At 67.9% G+C, this 19917-nt stretch carries 17 protein-coding genes; 11 read left to right on the top strand and 6 right to left on the bottom strand.

What is annotated here, in order from left to right; translation table 11 throughout:
• Positions 1 to 3: 3 nt before the first annotated feature.
• The 7 genes from K3U96_RS13750 to K3U96_RS13720 all read left to right on the top strand — a co-directional run bounded on the left by K3U96_RS13750 (position 4) and on the right by K3U96_RS13720 (position 9006).
• Positions 4 to 1551, top strand: coding sequence for an anthranilate synthase component I (locus K3U96_RS13750; protein ID WP_220690065.1), 1548 nt, complete (start codon positions 4 to 6; stop codon positions 1549 to 1551).
• Positions 1548 to 2141 carry a TIGR02234 family membrane protein gene (locus K3U96_RS13745; protein ID WP_220690064.1) on the top strand — a complete coding sequence of 198 codons (594 nt, stop codon included), beginning with the start codon at positions 1548 to 1550 and terminating at the stop codon, positions 2139 to 2141. The genes K3U96_RS13750 and K3U96_RS13745 overlap by 4 nt, the downstream gene beginning before the upstream one ends.
• Before the next feature lie 72 nt (positions 2142 to 2213).
• Positions 2214 to 3032 carry an indole-3-glycerol phosphate synthase TrpC gene (gene trpC / locus K3U96_RS13740; RefSeq protein ID WP_220690063.1) on the top strand — a complete coding sequence of 273 codons (819 nt, stop codon included), beginning with the start codon at positions 2214 to 2216 and terminating at the stop codon, positions 3030 to 3032.
• Positions 3033 to 3035: 3 nt separating this feature from the next.
• Positions 3036 to 4295: a tryptophan synthase subunit beta gene (gene trpB, locus K3U96_RS13735; RefSeq protein WP_220690062.1), complete on the top strand. Its 1260-nt coding sequence runs from the start codon at positions 3036 to 3038 to the stop codon at positions 4293 to 4295.
• Complete coding sequence (gene trpA / locus K3U96_RS13730; protein ID WP_069405978.1) at positions 4292 to 5080, top strand: tryptophan synthase subunit alpha; 789 nt, start codon at positions 4292 to 4294, stop codon at positions 5078 to 5080. The genes trpB and trpA overlap by 4 nt, the downstream gene beginning before the upstream one ends.
• On the top strand, positions 5077 to 7374 hold the full coding sequence (gene lgt, locus K3U96_RS13725) for a prolipoprotein diacylglyceryl transferase (RefSeq protein WP_220690061.1): 2298 nt from the start codon (positions 5077 to 5079) through the stop codon (positions 7372 to 7374). The genes trpA and lgt overlap by 4 nt, the downstream gene beginning before the upstream one ends.
• Before the next feature lie 189 nt (positions 7375 to 7563).
• Positions 7564 to 9006, top strand: a complete 1443-nt coding sequence (locus tag K3U96_RS13720) for an HNH endonuclease signature motif containing protein (protein ID WP_220690060.1) — start codon at positions 7564 to 7566, stop codon at positions 9004 to 9006.
• 32 nt (positions 9007 to 9038) lie between these two features.
• On the opposite strand, the gene K3U96_RS13715 is transcribed toward K3U96_RS13720, so the two are convergent.
• Positions 9039 to 10496: a flavin-containing monooxygenase gene (locus K3U96_RS13715; protein WP_220690059.1), complete on the bottom strand. Its 1458-nt coding sequence runs from the start codon at positions 10494 to 10496 to the stop codon at positions 9039 to 9041.
• Positions 10497 to 10578: 82 nt separating this feature from the next.
• On the opposite strand from K3U96_RS13715, the gene K3U96_RS13710 reads away from it, so the two are divergent.
• The 4 genes from K3U96_RS13710 (at position 10579) to K3U96_RS13695 (ending at position 13812) form a co-directional block, all read left to right on the top strand.
• Positions 10579 to 10977 carry an NINE protein gene (locus K3U96_RS13710; RefSeq protein WP_069405975.1) on the top strand — a complete coding sequence of 133 codons (399 nt, stop codon included), beginning with the start codon at positions 10579 to 10581 and terminating at the stop codon, positions 10975 to 10977.
• Positions 10967 to 11377 carry a DUF2752 domain-containing protein gene (locus K3U96_RS13705; protein ID WP_220690058.1) on the top strand — a complete coding sequence of 137 codons (411 nt, stop codon included), beginning with the start codon at positions 10967 to 10969 and terminating at the stop codon, positions 11375 to 11377. Before K3U96_RS13710 ends, K3U96_RS13705 begins: the two co-directional genes overlap by 11 nt.
• Positions 11378 to 11482: 105 nt before the next feature.
• Entirely contained in the window at positions 11483 to 12901 is a 1419-nt protein-coding gene (gene pyk, locus K3U96_RS13700; RefSeq protein ID WP_220690057.1) for a pyruvate kinase, read from the top strand.
• A gap of 8 nt (positions 12902 to 12909) precedes the next feature.
• A complete protein-coding gene (locus tag K3U96_RS13695) occupies positions 12910 to 13812 on the top strand; it encodes an acyl-CoA thioesterase II (RefSeq protein ID WP_230982141.1) in 903 nt (300 codons plus the stop codon).
• Here the strand turns inward: K3U96_RS13695 and K3U96_RS13690 are convergent.
• From K3U96_RS13690 to K3U96_RS13670, 5 genes are read right to left on the bottom strand one after another with little or no spacing between them, the layout of a single operon-like run.
• Positions 13809 to 14318: a DUF4190 domain-containing protein gene (locus K3U96_RS13690; protein ID WP_069408063.1), complete on the bottom strand. Its 510-nt coding sequence runs from the start codon at positions 14316 to 14318 to the stop codon at positions 13809 to 13811. The two genes, K3U96_RS13695 and K3U96_RS13690, sit on opposite strands and share 4 nt — an antisense overlap.
• Positions 14315 to 15799, bottom strand: a complete 1485-nt coding sequence (locus K3U96_RS13685) for an ATP-binding cassette domain-containing protein (RefSeq protein WP_220690056.1) — start codon at positions 15797 to 15799, stop codon at positions 14315 to 14317. The genes K3U96_RS13690 and K3U96_RS13685 overlap by 4 nt, the downstream gene beginning before the upstream one ends.
• A complete protein-coding gene (gene cydD / locus K3U96_RS13680; protein WP_069406834.1) occupies positions 15792 to 17342 on the bottom strand; it encodes a thiol reductant ABC exporter subunit CydD in 1551 nt (516 codons plus the stop codon). Before cydD ends, K3U96_RS13685 begins: the two co-directional genes overlap by 8 nt.
• Before the next feature lie 23 nt (positions 17343 to 17365).
• Complete coding sequence (cydB, locus tag K3U96_RS13675; RefSeq protein ID WP_069406832.1) at positions 17366 to 18406, bottom strand: cytochrome d ubiquinol oxidase subunit II; 1041 nt, start codon at positions 18404 to 18406, stop codon at positions 17366 to 17368.
• Between the two features lie 13 nt (positions 18407 to 18419).
• The gene (locus K3U96_RS13670) at positions 18420 to 19877 is read right to left on the bottom strand and encodes a cytochrome ubiquinol oxidase subunit I (RefSeq protein WP_220690055.1); all 1458 of its coding nucleotides are present in this window, start codon (positions 19875 to 19877) and stop codon (positions 18420 to 18422) included.
• Positions 19878 to 19917 lie beyond the last annotated feature (40 nt).

Below are 19917 nucleotides of genomic sequence, written 5' to 3'. Positions count from 1 at the left end.
GGGGTGCAAACCACCACCCTGGCCGTGACCACGTCGCGCGAGGACTTCCGGGCGCTGGCCGGCGAGCACCGGGTGGTTCCGGTGACGCGCAAGGTGCTCGCCGACAGCGAGACCCCGCTGTCGGCCTACCGCAAGCTCGCCGCCAACCGGCCGGGCACGTTCCTGCTCGAGTCGGCGGAGAACGGTCGGTCCTGGTCGCGCTGGTCGTTCATCGGCGCAGGCGCCCCCTCGGCGCTGACGGTGCGCGGCGGGGAGGCGGTGTGGCTGGGCACCACCCCCCAGGACGCGCCGAGCGGCGGTGAACCGCTGGCGGCGCTGGCTGAGACGCTCAAGCTGCTCGAGACCGAACCTTCCCCCGCAAGCGGGCGGTACTCCCAGCCCGGTCTGCCGCCGCTGTCGGGCGGGCTGGTCGGCTTTTTCGCCTACGACATGGTGCGCCGCCTCGAGAAGCTGCCGTCGCTGACGGTCGACGACCTCGGGCTGCCCGACATGCTGCTGCTGCTGGCCACCGACATCGCCGCCGTCGACCACCACGAAGGCACCATCACGTTGATCGCCAACGCGGTGAACTGGAACGGCACCGACGAGCGCGTCGACTGGGCCTACGACGACGCCGTCAAGCGCCTCGACGTGATGACCGCCGCGCTGTCGGAGCACCTGCCCTCGACCGTGGCCACGTTCAGCCGGCCCGAACCGCTGCACCGCAGCCAGCGCACGATCGAGGAATACACCGAGATCGTCGACAAGCTGGTAGGCGACATCGAAGCCGGCGAAGCGTTCCAGGTGGTGCCGTCGCAGCGCTTCGAAATGGACACCGACGCCGACCCCCTTGACGTGTACCGGATGCTGCGGGTGTCCAACCCCAGCCCGTACATGTACCTGCTCAACGTGCCCAACGCCGATGGCGGGCTGGATTTTTCGGTGGTCGGCTCCAGCCCGGAGGCGTTGGTGACGGTCAAGGACGGGCGCGCCACCACCCACCCGATCGCGGGCACCCGCTGGCGCGGCGCGACCGAGGAGGAGGACCTGCTGCTCGAAAAGGAGTTGCTGGCCGACGACAAGGAGCGCGCCGAGCACCTGATGCTCGTCGACCTGGGCCGCAACGACCTGGGCCGGGTCTGCCAGCCCGGGACCGTGCGCGTCGAGGACTACAGCCACATCGAGCGCTACAGCCACGTCATGCATTTGGTGTCGACGGTGACCGGGCTGCTCGCCGACGGCAAGACCGCGCTGGACGCGGTGACGGCGTGCTTCCCGGCAGGCACCCTGTCGGGCGCCCCGAAGGTCCGCGCGATGGAGCTCATCGAGGAGGTCGAAAAGACCCGTCGTGGCCTCTACGGCGGCGTGCTGGGCTATCTGGACTTCGCGGGCAACGCCGACTTCGCGATCGCCATCCGCACCGCGCTGATCCGCGGCGGCACCGCCTACGTGCAGGCCGGCGGGGGAGTCGTGGCCGACTCGAACGGGCCCTACGAGTACACCGAGGCGGCCAACAAGGCGCGTGCGGTGCTCAGCGCCATCGCCGCCGCGGAGACGTTGACCGAACCATGATCCGCATCGCACAGGTGACCCTCCTGGTGGCCGCGGCCGCGTTGTGGGGTGCGTCGCGCATGACCTGGGTCGAGGTGACCTCGTTCGACGGCCTGGGCCAGCCCAAGACGGTGGCGCTGTCCGGTGCCCAGTGGTCGACGGCGGTGGTGCCCCTTGCCGTACTGCTGGTGGCCGCCGCGGTCGCTGCGCTGGCGGTGCGCGGCTGGCCGCTGCGCTTGCTGGCGGTGCTGGTGGCGGCCACCAGCGCGGCGATCGCCTACCCGGCAATCAGCCTGTGGGCGGTGCGCGACGTGGCAGTGCCCGCATCCCGTATCGCCGAAGCGCCCATCGCCGACCTGATCGGCAGCCAACGGCACTACGTGGGCGCGGTGGTCACGGTGGCGGCCGCGGTGGTCACGCTCGTCGCCGCGGTGCTGCTCATGCGGTCGGTGGCCGGGGAGCGCTCGGGCGTGTCGCGTTACGCGCGCCGTTCCCCGGCGCCGCCCGAGCCGCCCGGCACCGCGATGTCCGAACGCATGATCTGGGACGCCCTTGACGAGGGCTCGGATCCGACCCGGGACCCAACCGATCCAGACACCAAGGGCCGGTGATCGACGGTGGGTTGCGGCCGGTACCCTTCGATGCAGATCATTTGGCGCCACTGGTGGAAGGGATTCGGACGCATGAGTTCGGCAACCGTGCTCGACTCGATCATCGAGGGAGTCCGTGCCGACGTCGCCGCCCGCGAAGCTGCCATACCGCTGGCCGAGATCAAGGCACGGGCCAAAGACACCCCGCCCCCGTTGGACGTGATGGCCGCGTTACGCGCGCCCGGCATCGGCGTGATCGCCGAAGTGAAACGTGCCAGCCCGTCGCGCGGCGAGTTGGCGCCGATCGGCGATCCGGCCGCGTTGGCCCGCGCCTATGAGGACGGCGGCGCACGCATCGTCAGCGTGCTGACCGAACAGCGCCGGTTCAACGGTTCACTCGATGACCTGGACGCTGTCCGCGCGGCCGTGTCAATTCCGGTGTTGCGCAAGGATTTCATCGTCCGCCCCTATCAGATCCACGAGGCGCGCGCACACGGTGCGGACATGCTGCTGCTGATCGTCGCGGCGCTGGAGCAGCCGGTCCTGGATTCGCTGCTGGAGCGCACCGAGTCGCTGGGGATGACGGCGTTGGTCGAGGTGCACACCGAGGAGGAAGCGGACCGTGCGCTGTCGGCCGGGGCCACCGTGATCGGCGTGAACGCAAGGGATCTCAAAACGCTGAACGTCGATCGTGACTGCTTCGCGCGGATCGCACCGGGGTTGCCGACCGACGTCATCCGCGTCGCGGAGTCCGGTGTGCGCGGCCCCGCCGATCTGCTGGCTTACGCCGGTGCAGGCGCTGACGCGGTGCTCGTCGGCGAGGGGCTGGTCACCACCGGCGACCCCCGCGGCGCCGTTGCCGATCTGGTCACCGCAGGCGCGCATCCGTCGTGCCCTAAACCCTCGCGCTGACACATGGCCGACCACACCGGGCCGGAGCTGCCTCGTTCGAGCGCGGGCGTGGCCGAACCCACCAGCCACGACCCGGATGCGCGCGGCCACTTCGGTGTCTACGGCGGGCGGTTCGTCGCCGAGGCGCTGATGGCCGTCATCGAGGAAGTCACCGCCGCCTACGAGAAGGCCCGTGGCGACCAGACGTTCCTCGACGAGCTGGACCGGTTGCAGCGGCACTACAGCGGGCGGCCCTCACCGCTGTACGAAGCCGAGCGGTTGTCCGAGCACGCCGGGGGCGCACGGATCTTTCTGAAGCGGGAAGACCTGAACCACACCGGATCCCACAAGATCAACAACGTGCTGGGTCAGGCGCTGCTCGCACGCCAGATGGGCAAGACGCGGGTGATCGCCGAGACCGGTGCGGGCCAGCACGGGGTGGCGACCGCGACGGCGTGCGCGCTGCTGGGCCTGGAGTGCGTCATCTACATGGGTGCCGTCGACACGGCACGGCAGGCGTTGAACGTGGCGCGGATGCGGCTGCTCGGCGCGGAGGTGGTCTCGGTCGAGGCGGGCTCCAAGACGCTCAAGGACGCCATCAACGAAGCGTTCCGCGACTGGGTTACCAACGCCGACAACACCTACTACTGCTTTGGCACCGCCGCTGGGCCGCACCCGTTTCCGATGATGGTGCGTGATCTTCAGCGGGTGATCGGGCTGGAGGCCCGCGTGCAGATTCAGGACCAGGCGGGCAGGTTGCCCGACGCGGTGACGGCGTGTGTGGGCGGCGGATCCAACGCGATCGGCATCTTCCACGCGTTCATCGACGATCCGAACGTGCGACTGGTCGGCTATGAAGCGGCTGGCGACGGTGTCGAAACCGGCAGGCACGCCGCGACTTTCACCGGTGGATCACCGGGCGCCTTCCAGGGGTCCTACTCGTATCTGCTGCAGGACGAGGACGGCCAGACCATCGAGTCGCATTCGATTTCCGCGGGTCTGGACTATCCGGGCGTCGGCCCCGAGCACGCCTTTCTGCGGGACACCGGCCGTGCGGAGTACCGGCCGGTCACCGACACCGAGGCGATGGATGCTTTCGGGCTGCTGTGTCGCACCGAGGGCATCATCCCGGCGATCGAGTCGGCGCACGCGGTTGCGGGCGCATTGCAGCTGGCCCGCGAAATCGGGCGCGGCGGCATCATTCTGGTGAACCTGTCGGGCCGCGGTGACAAAGACGTCGAGACGGCGGCGAAGTGGTTCGGCCTGCTGGACGGTGCGTCGTGAGCCGACTTGCACCGCTGTTCGACACGTGCCGGGCCGAGAACCGCTCGGCGCTGATCGGCTACCTGCCGACGGGTTTCCCCGATGTGCCGACGTCGGTTTCGGCGATGACGACGCTGGTCGAGTCGGGCTGCGACATCGTCGAGGTCGGCATCGCGTACTCCGATCCGGGGATGGACGGTCCGACGATCGCGGCGGCCGCGGATGCGGCGTTGCGTGGTGGGGTGCGGGTGCGCGATGCGCTCACCGCGGTCGAGGCGATCAGCAACGCCGGCGGCCGCGCCGTGGTGATGTCGTACTGGAATCTGGTCCTGCGCTGGGGCGTTGACGCGTTTGCGCGTGATCTGGCATCGGCGGGCGGGCTCGGCATCATCACCCCGGACCTGATCCCCGACGAGGCCGAGGATTGGTTCGCGGCGTCCGACGCGCACGATCTCGACCGGATCTTTTTGGTGGCCCCGTCGTCGACGCCGGAGCGGCTGGCCATGACAGTGCAGGCGTCGCGCGGATTCGTCTACGCCGCATCAACGATGGGCGTGACCGGTGCGCGTGACGCGGTGTCGGTGGCGGCTCCCGAACTGGTCCAGCGGGTGAAATCGGTGTCGGACATCCCGGTCGGGGTCGGGCTTGGTGTGCGCTCACGCGAGCAGGCAGCGGAGATCGCGGCTTACGCTGACGGGGTGATCGTGGGTTCCGCGCTGGTGTCTGCGCTGGAAGACAGCGTCGAGGCGGTGGGAAGGCTGACCGCTGAACTGGCCGACGGTGTGCGGCAGAGGGTCACCGCGTGACCACGACGGTCCTGGCCTACATTCCCAGCCCGGCTCAAGGAGTCTGGCATCTCGGCCCGGTGCCGCTGCGCGCCTATGCGCTGTTCATCATCCTCGGCATCGTGGCGGCCCTGATGATCGGCGACCGGCGCTGGGAGGCCAGGGGTGGCGAGCGCGGCGTTATCTACGACATTGCGCTGTGGGCGGTGCCGTTCGGTCTCATCGGCGGCCGGCTCTACCACGTCATCACCGACTGGTGGCGCTATTTCGGCGAGGGTGGCGCGGGTCTGGCCGGGGTGATCCGGATCTGGGACGGCGGCCTGGGAATCTGGGGCGCGGTGGCGCTCGGCGCGGTCGGGGCGTGGATCGGATGCCGCCGCCGCGGGATTCCGCTGCCGGCGTTCGGTGATGCGATCGCGCCGGGAATCATTCTGGCCCAAGGCATCGGCAGGATCGGCAACTACTTCAACCAGGAGCTGTTCGGCGGCGAGACGACGCTGCCGTGGGGTTTGAAGATCTACGAGCGCCGAGACTCCAGCGGGCTGATCGACAACCTCAACGGGGTGTCGACGGGGGAAGTGCTGCACATCGTGCATCCCACGTTCCTGTACGAATTACTCTGGAATCTGCTGGTTTTCGTGGCGCTGATCTATCTGGACCGCAGATTCAAGTTCGGGCATGGCCGGTTGTTCGCGATGTATGTCGCGGGTTACTGCCTTGGCCGGTTCTGGATCGAGCTGTTGCGGGTCGACGATGCGACGCTCATCGATGGTGTGCGGATCAACTCGTTCACGTCGACGTTCGTGTTCATCGGCGCGGTGGTCTACATCATGGTCGCCCCGAAGGGACGCGAAGATCCCGCCACGCTCAAGGGCAAGCCGGTGTCCGGTGCGGATATCACCGAAGAACTTGCCGCGGTGGGCGCGACGGCGGGTGTGGTGGCCGCGGCGAAGATCGCTGCCGAAGACGACGCCGCTGACGGTGAGCGCAAATCCGAGGCGGCGATCGAGGCGGAGGCGCTCACCGCCGATGTCCTCAGCGCGCCGTCGGAGGACATCGTCGAGGCCGAGGAGTTCGCAGAAGCCGGTGAGGAAGCTGATGAGGGCGAGATCGCCGCTGAAGCAGAGGAGCTTGGGGCAGACGTCGCGGGCGTGCCGGCCGACGATCTAGCCGAGGCCGAGGAGTTCGCCGCGGAAGGTGAATCGGAGCCGCTCGCCGATGACGTCGAAGAGGCACCGGCGGACGCAGACGATGACGAGACCGCGCCCGAGGCCGGTGTCGACGAGTCTGAGGAAATCGCCGTCGAACTCGATGAAGCGGCCGAGGCCTTGGCCGAAGAAACGGGCGGCGCAGAAGATGACGAAACCGCGCCCGACGCGGGTGTCGACGAGTCTGAGGAAATCGCCGTCGAACTCGATGAAGCGGCCGAGGCCTTGGCCGAAGAAACGGGCGGCGCAGAAGGTGACCAGACCGCGCCCGAGGCCGGTATCGGTGCGGTCGAAGGCGAGGAGCCCGTCGAGGCGGAAGCCGCAGCTTCTGAAGCCCATGACGCGGCTGTCGAGGGTCTTGACGACGCCGAGGAAGCCGTCGCCGAGGTTGACGGTGAGGACGCCGACGAGGCTGCCGAGTCCGAAGAGGACGAAGCTGATGTCGAAGCGTCAGCCGACGAAGAGCCCTCGGGCGGCGTGGGCGCGGTCGAAGGTGAGGAGGCCGTCGCGGCGGAAGCCGCGGCCCCCGAAGCCCATGAGGCGGCGGTCGAGGGTCTTGCAGACGCCGAAGAAGCCGTCGCCGAGGTTGACGAGTCCAAAGAAGACGAAGCTGAGGCCGCCGACGAGGCTGCCGAGTCCGAACAGGACGAAGCGTCAGCCGACGAAGAGCCCTCGGGTGGCGTCGGTGCGGTCGAAGGTGAGGAGGCCGTCGAGGCGGAAGCCGCAGCGGCTGAAGCCCATGACGCGGCGGTCGAGGGTCTCGAAGACGCCGAGGAAGCCGCTGCCGAGGTTGACGAGTCCGAAGAGGACGTCGCCGAGGCCGCCGACGAGGCTGCCGAGTCCGAAGAGGACGAAGCTGATGTCGAAGCGTCAGCCGACGAGGAGCCCTCGGGCGGCGTGGGTGCGGTCGAAGGTGAGGAGGCCGTCGAGGCGGAAGCCGCGGCCCCGGAAGCCCATGAGGCGGCTGTCGAGGGTCTTGAAGACGCCGAGGAAGCCGTCGCTGAGGTCAACGAAGACTCCGATCGGTCGGACCCCTCATCGACCGAGGCGGCGACCGCATCTGGTGGACGTTTACGTCGCTGGCTGCGAGGACGCCGCAACCGCTGATCGACCTTGGTTATCCACAACGGCGAATTCGTCCACAGGTTTGTCGGTGGTCGGCGGATGATGCGGCCGTACGATCCTGCGCATGTGTGTGAAATAGCTTGTGGTGCAGGATGATTGGTGCTCTTGTTCCGAATCGACCCGCTGAGACCCGGGGACGGCGGTGTCGGTGTCAGTGGTGATGATGACCTCATGTCGGTGACCGCTTCTGCTGAGGGTGTCGAGTTCTCGCCTGCGCGGCGGTTGGATGGGTTGTTTGATGAGTTGGGCGAGTTGATGGGTCAACGCAACGTCATCGATGCCCGGATGGTGGAAATCATCGCCGAGATCGATCACGACCAGTTGTGGGGGGCAACCGGGGCGCGCTCGATCCCGGCGCTGGTGGCCTGGAAGACCGGGGCCTCGCTGCGAAACGCCCACGCGATCGCCGCGGCGGCCCACCGGTTCACGGAGTTTCCGATCTGCGCCGACAGCATGCGCCAAGGACGGGTGTCGCTGGATCAGTTCGCGGTGATCGCCGAGCACGCCGGCGCGGGCTCAGATGCCCACTATGCCCAGCTGATCGAAAACGCCACCGTCAGCCAGCTGCGCACCGCGATCAAACTCGAACCCCGCCCCCAACCCGACCCCCACCCCGACATTGACCCCGAGGCTGATGCCGAGGGCGAGGTTGATACCGGGGGCGAGGCTGAGTCCGAGGGCGAGGTTGATACCGGGGGCGAGGTTGATACCGGGGGCGAGGTTGAGTCCGGGGGCCAGGTTGAGTCCGAGATCGCTCCCGATGCGGTGGCTGAGCCGGCGCTGGATTTCGATTGCGATTCCGAGGTCACAGGGTCGGTGCTCAAGTCCAGCAACACCGATGGGTCCACCACCTGGAAGATCACGCTGCCCCCGATCGAGGCGGCCCAGTTCGAGGCCGCACTGAGCTCACAGCGCGAAGCATTGATGATCGCCTGGAAACGCGACCACCACAGCCAGGGCCACACGACGCTGACCGCGCCGCCGCTGCCCACCACCACCGACGCCTTCATGCACCTGATCCAGACCGGCTGGGACGCCCAAGCCGCGCGGCGCCCGCACGGGACCCACACCACCGTGGTCGTGCACCTCGACGTCAACGACCACATCGCCGGGCTGCACCTGGGCCCCATCCTCAGCGACGCCGACCGACGCTACCTGCTCTGCGACGCCACCGCCGAAGTGTGGTGGGAACGCGACGGCCAACCCATCGGCGCTGGACGCAGCACCCGCCACATCAGCCGCCGGCTGCGCCGCGCACTGGAGCACCGCGACCGCACCTGCGTGGTACCCGGCTGCGGGGCCACCCGCGGCCTGCACGCCCACCACATCGTGCACTGGGAAGACGGCGGCCCCACCGACCTAGACAACCTGGTGTTGGTCTGCCCCTACCACCACCGACTGCACCACCGCCGCGGAATCACCATCACCGGACCCGCCCACACCCTCATCATCACCGACCGCGCCGGGCGCCGCCTGACCCCCCGATCACTAGCCCACCCACCCACACAACCCCCACCCACCACCGCCCCCTACCGCGGACCCACCGGCGAAACCGCCCAATGGTGGTGGTACCAGCCCTACCAACCCCCACCACAACCCCCGCCCAACAACTAACCCCACCCCCGCGGGGCCACCACACCGCACGCCTAGTCAGCGCAGGTGACGTGGAAGTCTCGCTCGTCTGGCCGGCTCAGCATCGCGGTCATCGTTTTGCGGTCATACGGCCAAAGATCGACGTTGCCTTCGTCGGTGAGATACCACGAATTACAGCCGGTGTTCCAGACCGTCGGGCCCAGCGCCGCAGCGACGTCGTCGTTGAACTTGGTGGTTGCTTCTTCGGTGACCTCGACGGTGTCGATATCGCCATCGCGAAACCGGCTGAGCCACTGAGCGATATAACGCGCGGTGAGCTCGGCGGAGTACTGCAGTGAAATCGAACCCGTCGGCGAATTCGGTCCAAGCACCGTGAAGAAATTCGGAAAACCGGGGATCGCCGTCATCCGGTATGCCCGTGGGCCTTTTGCCCAGACATCGTCGATCGACACGCCGTCACGCCCACGCAGATCCATCGGCCGCATGTAGTTGTGCGCATGAAACCCGGTGGCCAGCACCAGTACATCCAAACCGATCTCGACCCCGTCAGCCGTGCGGACACCGGTCGGCGTGAGCGCCTCGATCGGCGACGTGACCAGCCGCGCGTTGTGCGCCCGCAGCGCACGGTAATAGGAGCCCGAGATCACCTGACGCTTGCACAACGGCTGGTAGCTCGGTGTCAGCCGTTGCCGCAACTGCGCGTCGCGCACTTGAAAACGCAACGACCACCGCGCACATGCCTGTACGAGGCTCCGCCGCCAACTCGGTCGGGTGGTGACGTCGGCCAGAAACCCCGACCCCTGCAACAACGCGTCATACACACGACGGTGCAGACCCGGTCGCGCGCTCAGCAGCCTACCCACCCACCCCGGTTGTCGCAGACCCGTCGGTGCCCACACCACCCACTGCGGAGTACGCACGAAATGCGTGATCTCGGCGGCCGCCGGCTGCAACGCCGAAACGATCTGCACCCCCGTGGACCCGTTGCCGATGACGCCGATACGCCGGTCGGCCATCTCAATGCTGTCATCCCAGCAGGCGGTGTGCACCACCTGCCCGCCGAACGTGTCCAGTCCGGGGATCGGCGGCGTAAACGGATGATGCAGCACACCCGTAGCTGCGATCAGGAAGTCAGCTTCCCACTGTGCGCCACCGGAACTCACGATCCGCCAGCCGGTTCCGGTGAACTCCGCGGAGACGACCTCGGTGTTGAGCCGGACATACCGGTCCACACCGAACCGGTCGATGACCCCGCGCAGATACTGCTGAATCTCCGCACCCGGCGCGAAAACCGACGACCAGTCCGGCTTCGGCGCGAACGAGAACTGATACAGCTGTGACGGCACATCGCAGGCCAGCCCGGGATAACGGTTCCAATGCCATACGCCTCCGACATCGGAGCCCTTTTCGAGGATGGTCAGCTCACGAAAACCGGCTCGCTGCAGGGTCACTGCCGTCGCGATACCCGCGATACCCGCCCCGACGATGACGATCCTGGGTTCCCGGTGCATCGCTGCAACCTACTTCTCGAAAAGAAAGGAGGTGGGGTTTTCCTTACTGACTGGGTCGAGCAGCGTCTGGCATGCTGGCTCTATGACTGAGCCCCAGTTCGGTGGCAACGAGCACTCCGTCCCGCCTCCGCCGCCACAGCAGCCGTATCCGCAACCCGGCCAGTACGGCCCGCCGCCTGGCGCCTACCCGCCCGTCTACACCGACCCGGCCGCGCCGTTCGGTCGTCATCCGTTGACCGGTGAGCCGCTTTCGGACAAGTCCAAGGTGGTTGCGGGTCTCCTGCAGTTGATCGGGCTCATCGGGATCGTCGGCATCGGCCGCATCTACCTGGGCAACACCGGATTGGGCATCGCCCAACTCGTCGTCGGGCTGGTCACCTGCGGCATCGGGGCGGTGGTGTGGGGCGTCGTCGACGCAGTGCTCATCCTGACCGACAAGGTGCGCGACCCGGAGGGACGTCCGCTACGCGATGGCACCTAGCGTCGTCGCCAGCCGGGGACGGCTGTACACCGCGCTGGGAACGGGCGCCCTGGCGGCGGGCGCGCTGGCCTATGTCGGCCTCGCCGACCCGCACCGATCCAATTTTTTCTTTCCCGCTTGCCCGTTCAACGTCCTGACCGGCCTCGATTGTCCTGGCTGCGGCGGTCTGCGCATGATGCACGACCTGCTCCACGGCGATCTGGCCGCGGCCGTCGTCGACAATGTCTTCCTGCTTGTCGGGCTGCCCGCGCTGCTGGTCTGGGCCCTTGTGCGGTGGCGGCTGAAGCGGCCGGTGTGGAACATCCCGCTCGTGGTCGTCATCGTCGCCACCGCAGTGACCTGGGCGGTGGTGCGTAACCTGCCAGGCTTCCCGCTGGTTCCGACGGTCCTCGCCGGCTAGCTTCCCGGCGTGCGAAAGCCGCACGCGCACTGAGCATTCACTGACCGGACGGCCCGGCGTCGACGGCGCGGCATCTGAATCGATCAACGACTATGCTGAGCAGTCGTGAGTAGACGCGGGAAGATCGTCTGTACGTTGGGGCCGGCCACCGCCAGCGAGGAGGCCGTCAGGGCGCTGGTCGACGCCGGGATGGACGTTGCGCGGCTGAACTTCAGCCATGGCGGTTACCCCGATCACGAAGCGAACTACAAGCGCGTCCGGGCCGCCTCGGACGGCTCCGGGCGCGCCGTCGGAGTCCTCGCGGATCTGCAGGGACCCAAGATCCGCCTCGGCCGGTTCGCCGCGGGGCCGACCTACTGGGCGACCGGGGACACGGTGCGCATCACCGTCGAAGATCTCCAGGGCACACACGACCGAGTGTCGACCACCTACAAGCGGTTGGCCGAAGACGCCAAGCCGGGCGATCGGGTGCTCGTCGACGACGGCAACGTGGGCCTCGTGGTGGACAGCATCGACGGTAACGACGTGGTGTGCATCGTCACCGAGGGTGGTCCGGTCAGCAACAACAAGGGCATGTCGATGCCCGGCATGAACGTGTCGGCGCCCGCACTGTCCGAAAAAGACATCGACGATCTCGAGTTCGCCCTGCGCCTCGGTGTCGACCTGGTCGCGCTGTCGTTCGTACGCTCACCGGCCGACATCGAGGTCGTTCACGAAGTGATGGACCGCGTCGGCAGGCGCGTACCTGTGATCGCCAAGCTGGAAAAGCCCGAAGCCATCGACAATCTCGAGGCCATCGTCCTGGCGTTCGACGCCATCATGGTCGCGCGTGGCGATCTCGGGGTGGAGCTGCCGCTCGAAGAGGTCCCGCTGGTCCAGAAACGCGCGATCCAAATGGCAAGGGAGAACGCCAAACCCGTCATCGTCGCCACTCAGATGCTGGAGTCGATGATCGAGAACTCCCGCCCGACCCGCGCAGAGGCATCCGATGTCGCCAATGCGGTACTCGACGGCACCGACGCCGTGATGCTCTCCGGTGAGACGTCGGTCGGCAAGTTCCCGCTGGAAGCCGTCAAGACCATGGCCCGCATCATCGAAGCGGTCGAGGAGAATTCGGTGGCCGCGCCGCCGTTGGCGCACATGCCCAGGACCAAGCGCGGTGTCATCTCCTACGCGGCCCGCGACATCGGGGAACGCCTGGACGCCAAGGCGCTGGTGGCCTACACCCAGTCCGGTGACACGGTGCGCAGGCTGGCACGGCTGCACACCCCGCTGCCGCTGCTCGCGTTCACATCGCTGCCCGAGATCCGCAGCCAGCTGGCGTTGACCTGGGGCACAGAGACATTCATCGTGCCCCATATCCAAACCACCGACGGCATGATCCGTCACGTCGACCAGTCGCTACTCGAACTGGGTCGATACAAGCGTGGCGACCTGATCGTCATCGTGGCGGGCGCGCCGCCCGGCACCGTGGGTTCCACGAACATGATCCACGTGCACCGCATCGGCGAGGAGGACGTATAAACAGGCCTGTGTCTTCCGACGAGCGGCCCGTGCGATCAGCGGCCAGCACCGCAGACTTCGACGAACTGCTGGCGATCCTCGACCTCGAACAGATCGACGACAACACCTACGTCGGCTCGCATCCGAGCAAGAACCCGGTGCGCACCTTCGGCGGCCAGATGATGGCGCAGTCGTTCATGGCCGCCACCCGCAGCTTGAAGTATCGGACCCCGCCGAGCGCGCTGTCGGTGCACTTCATCGCCGGCGGCGACCCGGAGAAGGACCTCGAGTTCCACGTCGTGCGGCTGCGCGACGAGCGCCGGTTCGCCAACCGCCGCGTCGACGTCATGCAGGACGGACTGCTGCTGACCACCGCCATGGTGTCGTTCCTGTCGGGTGGCCCCAGCCTCGAGCACGGAATCGCGCCGCCCGACCTGCCCGACCCGCTGTCGGTGCCGCCGGTGGACGATCTGCTCCGCGGCTACGAGGATGTCGTTCCGCATTTCGTCAACGCGCTGCGGCCGATCGACTGGCGCTACACCAACGACCCCACCTGGGTGATGCGCAAGAAGGGGGAGAAGCTGCCGCACAACCGGGTCTGGATGAAGGCGCTGGGCCAGATGCCCGCCGACCCGGCCGTACATGCCGCGGCTCTGGTGTATTCGTCGGACACCACGGTGCTCGACTCGATCATCACCACCCACGGGTTGTCGTGGGGGTTCGACCGCATCTTCGCGGTCACCACGAACCATTCAGTGTGGTTTCACCGGCCCGTCCATTTTGACGACTGGGTGCTGTACTCGACGTCGTCACCGGTGGCCACCGACTCGCGCGGGCTGGGCACCGGGCACTTCTTCGACCCGTCGGGTCAGCTGTTGGCGACCGTCGTACAGGAAGGCATCGTCAAATACTTCCCGGCGGCCACGAGTTAGGGCGTCGGGGACACCGTGAACGAGAACTGGTCTTCGACGCGGTCCCGGAACTGATCGGCGCACTGTTCGATGGCCGCCTGGTCGTTGCCCGCCCGCGACACGCAGTCCAGATAGTCCGTGCCACCGGCGCGGTCGAATCCCCACACGAGAAGCCCGATCGCCGCGATCGCCTCGATGATGCTGAGGATGCCCAGGACGATGCCGGCGACGGCCATGCCGCCGTTGGTCGCCTCACCGCGCTTGGCCCTGCCCCAGCCGAGGAAACCGAAAATGATCGCCACGACACCGAGCACGACACCGAAGATCACCGATGCCAACGAGACGATCGCGATCACCAGGGCGGCGATACCGAAGCCGTTCTTGGGTCCCGTCGGCGGCGGCGCGTATCCGCCGTACGGCGGGGGAGGCGGGTAACTGCCGGGATACGGAGGGGGGTAGGCGCCGTAGACGCCCGGCGGCGGGGGCTGAGGTGGTGGTGGCGTCTCGGGTCTGTCCGGTTCGCTCATACCGACGAGGCTACCCCGCTGACGTCCAGGTTAAGGGTTGGACAGCGAACATCTTTGGGCAGGTGGTGGGTGGCGACCACGACCGTGCGTTCGGCGCTGAACAGGTCACCGGGGGTGAGCAGAGCGGTGAGTATGCGCTGACTGTCTTCGGCGTCAAGGTGTTCGGTGGGTTCGTCCAGCAGCACCGTCGGCGCCGGGCAGATCAGCGCGCGAGCCAACAGAAGTCGTCTGCGCTGACCCGCGGACACGGCGCCGGCACCGCCGACCAGAACGGTGGACAACCCGTCGGGCAGCGCCTCGAGCCATTCCCCGAGACCGACGCGGCGCAACGCGTCCTGCAGTTCGTCGTCGGTCGCGTCACCGCGGGCCACCAACAGGTTGTCGCGCACCGTGGTGGTGAACAGGTGTGCATCCTCGGCGAAGAACGCGGTCTGCGAAGGGTTTTCGGCCATCGCCATCAGCAGCGTGGTCTTACCGGACCCGCTGGCGCCGAGCACGGCCAGCCGGGCACCCGGCGTCAGTGGCACCGGCGTCACCGGCGGGCGGACACGTTCGACGGGCGCGGTCAGTTCGGTGAGCCGGCGGGCGGCGATACGTGATCGCGTGAGTTGTGTTGTGGCAGCAGGCAGTGCGGCCGTCGCCTCGAACGCCGACAGCGGAAGCAGCATGAGAACCGCCAGGGTCATCGGGGACACGGTATGCGCGAGCGCGATCGCGGCGAAGACGGCGCCGAGCACGCTGACACCGATCGCAGCGGTCGGTGCGGCGGCCGCGACGGCCGCGGGGGCCGCGGCCCGGTCGGTTTCGCGACCCCAGTCCCGGTGGCGGCGGCCGGCTTCGGCGATGACGTCGTCGAGGCGGCCACCGACGCGAAGCTCCGGGGCATGTTCGAGTGCGAGCATGACAGCGACATCACGACCGGAATGGTGTTGCGCGGCAATTGCTTCAGCTGCCGAGGCGGCACGCGCGGCGCTCCACGGTGCGGCAACGCCCGCGACGAACAGGCAGATGGCCAGCACCGCCGCCGCGGCGGGGGAGATGACCGCGATCACCGCGACCGCGATCACCGAGAGCACCGCGGCCACCGCGATCGGCAGCACGGCCCGCACCAGCACGTCGGCCAACTCGTCGACCGACCCGCCGATCCGGGCCACCAACTCACCGCTGGGCAGCCGCGACGCCGTTCCGGCGGGCGCGTCGGCGAGCCGGCGGAACAGCGCCTCGCGCACGTCGGCGGCCGAGCGCAGCGCGGTGTCGTGCGAGGCCAGCCGCTGGCAGTAGCCAAGCACCCCGCGCGAGATGCCCAATGCGCGGACTGCGACGACGGCGATCGTCAGGTCCAGCACCGGCGGCATCTGCCATGCCCGGGTGATCAGCCATGCCGCGATGCCGGCCAGCGCCAGGGCGCTGCCCAACGACAGCACGCCGAGCGCGACGGCCAACACCAGCCGCGGAAGTCGGGGACGCAGAAGCTCAAGCATCGACCAGGCTTCCCATGTGCAGTACCCGGTCGCCGATCGCGCGCACAGCGTCCCGGTGGCCCACCACCAGCACGGTGGCGCCCGCTCGGGCCCGCGCGGTGATCGCGGCGAGCGCCTGGGCTTCCATGCCGGCGTCGAGGTGCGACGTCGGCTCGTCGAGCAGCAGCACCGGCGCGGGCGACCCCAGCGTCCGGGCCAGCCCGAGCCGCTGCCGTTGACCCAACGACAGCCCGACACCGCCGCGGCCGAGCATGGTGTCCAACCCGTCGGGCAGTGTGGCGAGCACCTGGTCGAATCCGGCCTGCTGGCAGGCGGTCTGCATGTCGCGCAGCGGCCCGAACAGCTCCAGGTTCTCGCGGACGCTGCCGGGTATGAGCACCGGCCGGTGCGGCAACCACGCGACCTGCCGCCACCAGTGCTGCGGATCCAGGTCGGTGACTTCGACACCGTCGACGAGGACGCGCCCCGGATGCAGCCCGAGGATCGTCTCGAGCATGGTGCTCTTGCCTGCGCCGTTGGGGCCCGTCAGCACGGTGACCCGGCCGGGTTCGACGTCAGCATCGAGCGCGTCGAGGTGGATGACGGCGCCGTCCGCGTCGACGGTCCGGGTGCCCGCGGGTCGCTGCACCAGCGTGTCGAGTAGGCGAAACGCCTTGTCGGCGGCGGTCTTACCGTCCTGGGCGGCGTGAAACTCCACGCCGACGCGGCGCAGCGGCCAGAACACCTCCGGGGCGAGCAGCAGCGCGGTCAGCCCGGCCGTCAGGGTCATCTCGCCGAACACCAGGCGCAGCCCGATGCCGACCGCGACCAGCGCCACCCCCAGCGTGGCCAACAACTCCAGCACGAGCGCTGACAGAAACGCCATCCGCAGCGTGGCCATGGCCGAACGTCGATGTGCGGCACCGAGTTCGGCGATGCGCTGTGCAGAGCCGCCGACCCGGCCGAGCGCGCGCAGGGTCGGGATCCCGGCGACCAGATCCAACAGCCGCGATTGCAGTGTGGTCATCGCGGCCAGCGCCGCCGCCGAGCGGTCCTTGGTCAGCAGGCCGATCAGCACCATGAAGATCGGGATGAGCGGCAGCGCGATCAGCACGATGACGGCGGACGGCCAGTCATAGACGGCGATCGTCAGCACGGCCGCGGGGGTGAGGATGGCGGCCAGGAACACCGCGGGCAGGTAGGCGGTGAGAAACGGTCGCAGGCCGTCGAGGCCGCGGGTGATCACCGCGGCCGCCGAATCCCGTTCGGCGGCAAGCCGACGCGGCGACAACGCGGTGACGGTGCGAAGCACCTGATCAGAGAGGTCGGCGATCACCGCGGTCGCGCCGGCTTGGGACAGGCGGCCCTGCGCCCACTGCGCGACGGTGCGAATCAGCCACAGCGACACCAGGATCGCCAGCGATCCGGCCCAGTGCGCCAGGCTGCGCGAGGCAGGGTCGGTGATGATCCCGGCGACGATGCGCGCGAGCACCACTGCTGATGCGATGGTCGCGGCGGCGACGACGAGCCCGCAGGCCACCGACATGATCAGGTAACGCCGCATCGGTGCCGAAGCGCGCACGAGGTTCACGTCGAGCGCCTCGGCAGACCGACCGAAGCGGGGATCTGCTCGGCAGAAATCCGTTTGCGGAACACCCAATACGTCCAGCCCTGGTAGACCAGGATCAGCGGAACGAACGCCAGCGCTGCCCAGGACATGATCGTCAGCGTGTACGGGCTCGACGACGCGTTGTAGATCGTCAGGCTCCAGTCCGGGTTCAGGTTCGACGGCATCACGTTCGGATACAGGGCGCCGAACAACAGAACCACCACGGCGGCAACGACGATCGTGGTGTAGGCGAAGGCCCAGCCGTCACCGGTGCGGCTGAGCACCCGGGAGATCGCCGCCAGCAGTGCCACCACCGCGACGCCGAGCACGATCCAGGTCCAGTTCTTGCCGTGCGCGAGCTGGGTCCACAACCCGAAGCCGCCGACCGCGGCCGTCACGGGAAGCGCCAGCCCGGTCGCGAACCGCAGCGCGTCGTCGCGCAGTGCGCCATGGGTTTTCAGCGCGATGAACGCCGCCCCGTGAAAGAGGAACAGACCACAGGTGGCCAGCCCGCCGAGCAGCGTGTATGCGTTGAACAAGTCACCGAACGAAAGGTGCAGTTGTTTGTCGGCATCGACGGGCAGCCCCCCGATCAGCGCGGCGAACACCACACCCCACAGGATCGCCGGCACCCACGAACCGATCGCGATGCCGGCGTCGGCCGCCCGCTGCCAGGCCGGATCGTCGACCTTGCCACGCCATTCGATCGCGACCACCCGCAGAATCATCGAGAAGAGGATCGCCAACAGCGGCAGATAGAACCCGGAGAACAACGTCGCGTACCAGTCCGGGAACGCCGCGAACATCGCACCGCCCGCGGTGATCAGCCACACCTCGTTGCCGTCCCAGACCGGGCCGATGGTGTTGAGCACCGCGCGCCGATGTTGCTCGCGGTCACCCTTGGCGGCCTGCCCGAGTGGGGCCATCAACATGCCGACGCCGAAGTCGAAGCCCTCGAGAACGAAGAAGCCGAGAAACAGCACGGCCATCACGACAAACCACATTTCCTGCAGCCACATTGCCGATCCCTCCTCAGTACGCGAACGACAGCGGCGCCATGTCGTCGTCGCCGGGTGGTTGCGGTGGCACCGGTTCGGAGTCGTGTTCCTGGGGTCCCTCGACGACATAGCGCCGGATCAGCCAGAACCAGATGACCGCCAGCACCGCGTACACCAGCGTGAAGGTCACCAACGACAGCACGACCATGCCGGCGTCGTGTCCGGAGACGCCTTCGGCCACGGTCAACCGGATCATCTGGTCACCGGTCGGGTTGGGCACCACCACCCAGGGCTGGCGGCCCATCTCGGTGAATATCCAGCCCGCGCTGTTGGCCAGGAACGGGGTCGGCAACGTCACCAGCGCGAACCGGCTCAGCCACGGCGACTTCGGGATCCGGCCGCCGCGGGTGAACCACAGCACCGCCAACGAGAACAGCACGGGGACCGCGAGCAACCCGATCATCGCGCGGAACGACCAGTACGTCACGAACAGGTTGGGTCGATAGTCGCCGGGTCCGAACTTCTCCTGATACTGCTCCTGCAGGTCCTTGACGCCTTCGAGGTGCACCCCGCTGAAGGTGCCCTCGGCCAGGAACGGCAGCACGTAGGGCACCTTGATCAGGTGCACGACGCTGTCGCAGTTGTTGTGCGTGCCGACCGTGAGGATCGAGAAATGCGGGTCGGTTTCGCTGTGGCACAGCGATTCCGCGGAGGCCATCTTCATCGGCTGCTGCTCGAACATGAGCTTGCCCTGGATGTCGCCGGTGGCCACCAGGCCGACGGTGGACGCCAGCACCACAAGGCAGCCGAGTACGGCGGCAGGCCGATACAGGGTGTGGGCGTCGGTCTCCGGTCCCTGCCGGTGCGCCCGGACCATCCACCAGGCGCAGACGGCCGCCACGAAGGTGCCCGCGGTGAGGAACGACCCGAACACCGCGTGCGAGAACGCGGCGATCGCGGTGTTGTTGGTGAACAGCGCCACGATGCTGGTCAGCTCCGCGCGGCCGGTGTCGGGGTTGACGACCGCCCCGACGGGGTGCTGCATCCAGGAGTTGGCGGCGATGATGAAGAACGCCGACATGTTCACCGCGATCGCCACGACCCAGATGCAGGCCAGGTGCACCAGCCGGGGCAACCGGCTCCACCCGAAGATCCACAGGCCGATGAACGTCGACTCGAAGAAGAACGCGGCGAGGCCCTCCATCGCCAGCGGCGCGCCGAACACGTCGCCGACGAAGCGGGAGTACTCACTCCAGTTCATCCCGAACTGGAACTCCTGGACGATCCCGGTCGCCACCCCGAGCGCGAAGTTGATCAGGAAAAGCTTGCCGAAGAACCGGGTCAGCCGATACCACACCGGGTTGTCGGTGACCACCCATGCGGTCTGCATGACGGCGATCAGCGGCGCCAGCCCGATGGTCAGCGGAACAAAGATGAAGTGGTAGACGGTTGTGATGCCGAACTGCCACCGCGACACATCGAGCGCGTCCATCTGCCCTTCTTTCGTGGCTGTGCTGCCAGCCTACGACAGG

Source organism: Mycolicibacterium holsaticum DSM 44478 = JCM 12374, assembly GCF_019645835.1.
Taxonomy (GTDB): domain Bacteria; phylum Actinomycetota; class Actinomycetes; order Mycobacteriales; family Mycobacteriaceae; genus Mycobacterium; species Mycobacterium holsaticum.
This window is presented reverse-complemented; position numbering and strand designations above follow the sequence as displayed.

Coding starts and splice junctions, on each gene's coding strand:
- K3U96_RS13745 (WP_220690064.1), top strand. CDS start 1,548: ATGATCCGCATCGCACAGGTGACCCTCCTGGTGGCCGCGGCCGCGTTG.
- trpC (WP_220690063.1), top strand. CDS start 2,214: ATGAGTTCGGCAACCGTGCTCGACTCGATCATCGAGGGAGTCCGTGCC.
- trpB (WP_220690062.1), top strand. CDS start 3,036: ATGGCCGACCACACCGGGCCGGAGCTGCCTCGTTCGAGCGCGGGCGTG.
- K3U96_RS13720 (WP_220690060.1), top strand. CDS start 7,564: ATGTCGGTGACCGCTTCTGCTGAGGGTGTCGAGTTCTCGCCTGCGCGG.
- K3U96_RS13715 (WP_220690059.1), bottom strand. CDS start 10,496: ATGCACCGGGAACCCAGGATCGTCATCGTCGGGGCGGGTATCGCGGGT.
- K3U96_RS13710 (WP_069405975.1), top strand. CDS start 10,579: ATGACTGAGCCCCAGTTCGGTGGCAACGAGCACTCCGTCCCGCCTCCG.
- K3U96_RS13705 (WP_220690058.1), top strand. CDS start 10,967: ATGGCACCTAGCGTCGTCGCCAGCCGGGGACGGCTGTACACCGCGCTG.
- K3U96_RS13690 (WP_069408063.1), bottom strand. CDS start 14,318: ATGAGCGAACCGGACAGACCCGAGACGCCACCACCACCTCAGCCCCCG.
- K3U96_RS13685 (WP_220690056.1), bottom strand. CDS start 15,799: ATGCTTGAGCTTCTGCGTCCCCGACTTCCGCGGCTGGTGTTGGCCGTC.
- cydD (WP_069406834.1), bottom strand. CDS start 17,342: ATGCGGCGTTACCTGATCATGTCGGTGGCCTGCGGGCTCGTCGTCGCC.
- cydB (WP_069406832.1), bottom strand. CDS start 18,406: ATGTGGCTGCAGGAAATGTGGTTTGTCGTGATGGCCGTGCTGTTTCTC.
- K3U96_RS13670 (WP_220690055.1), bottom strand. CDS start 19,877: ATGGACGCGCTCGATGTGTCGCGGTGGCAGTTCGGCATCACAACCGTC.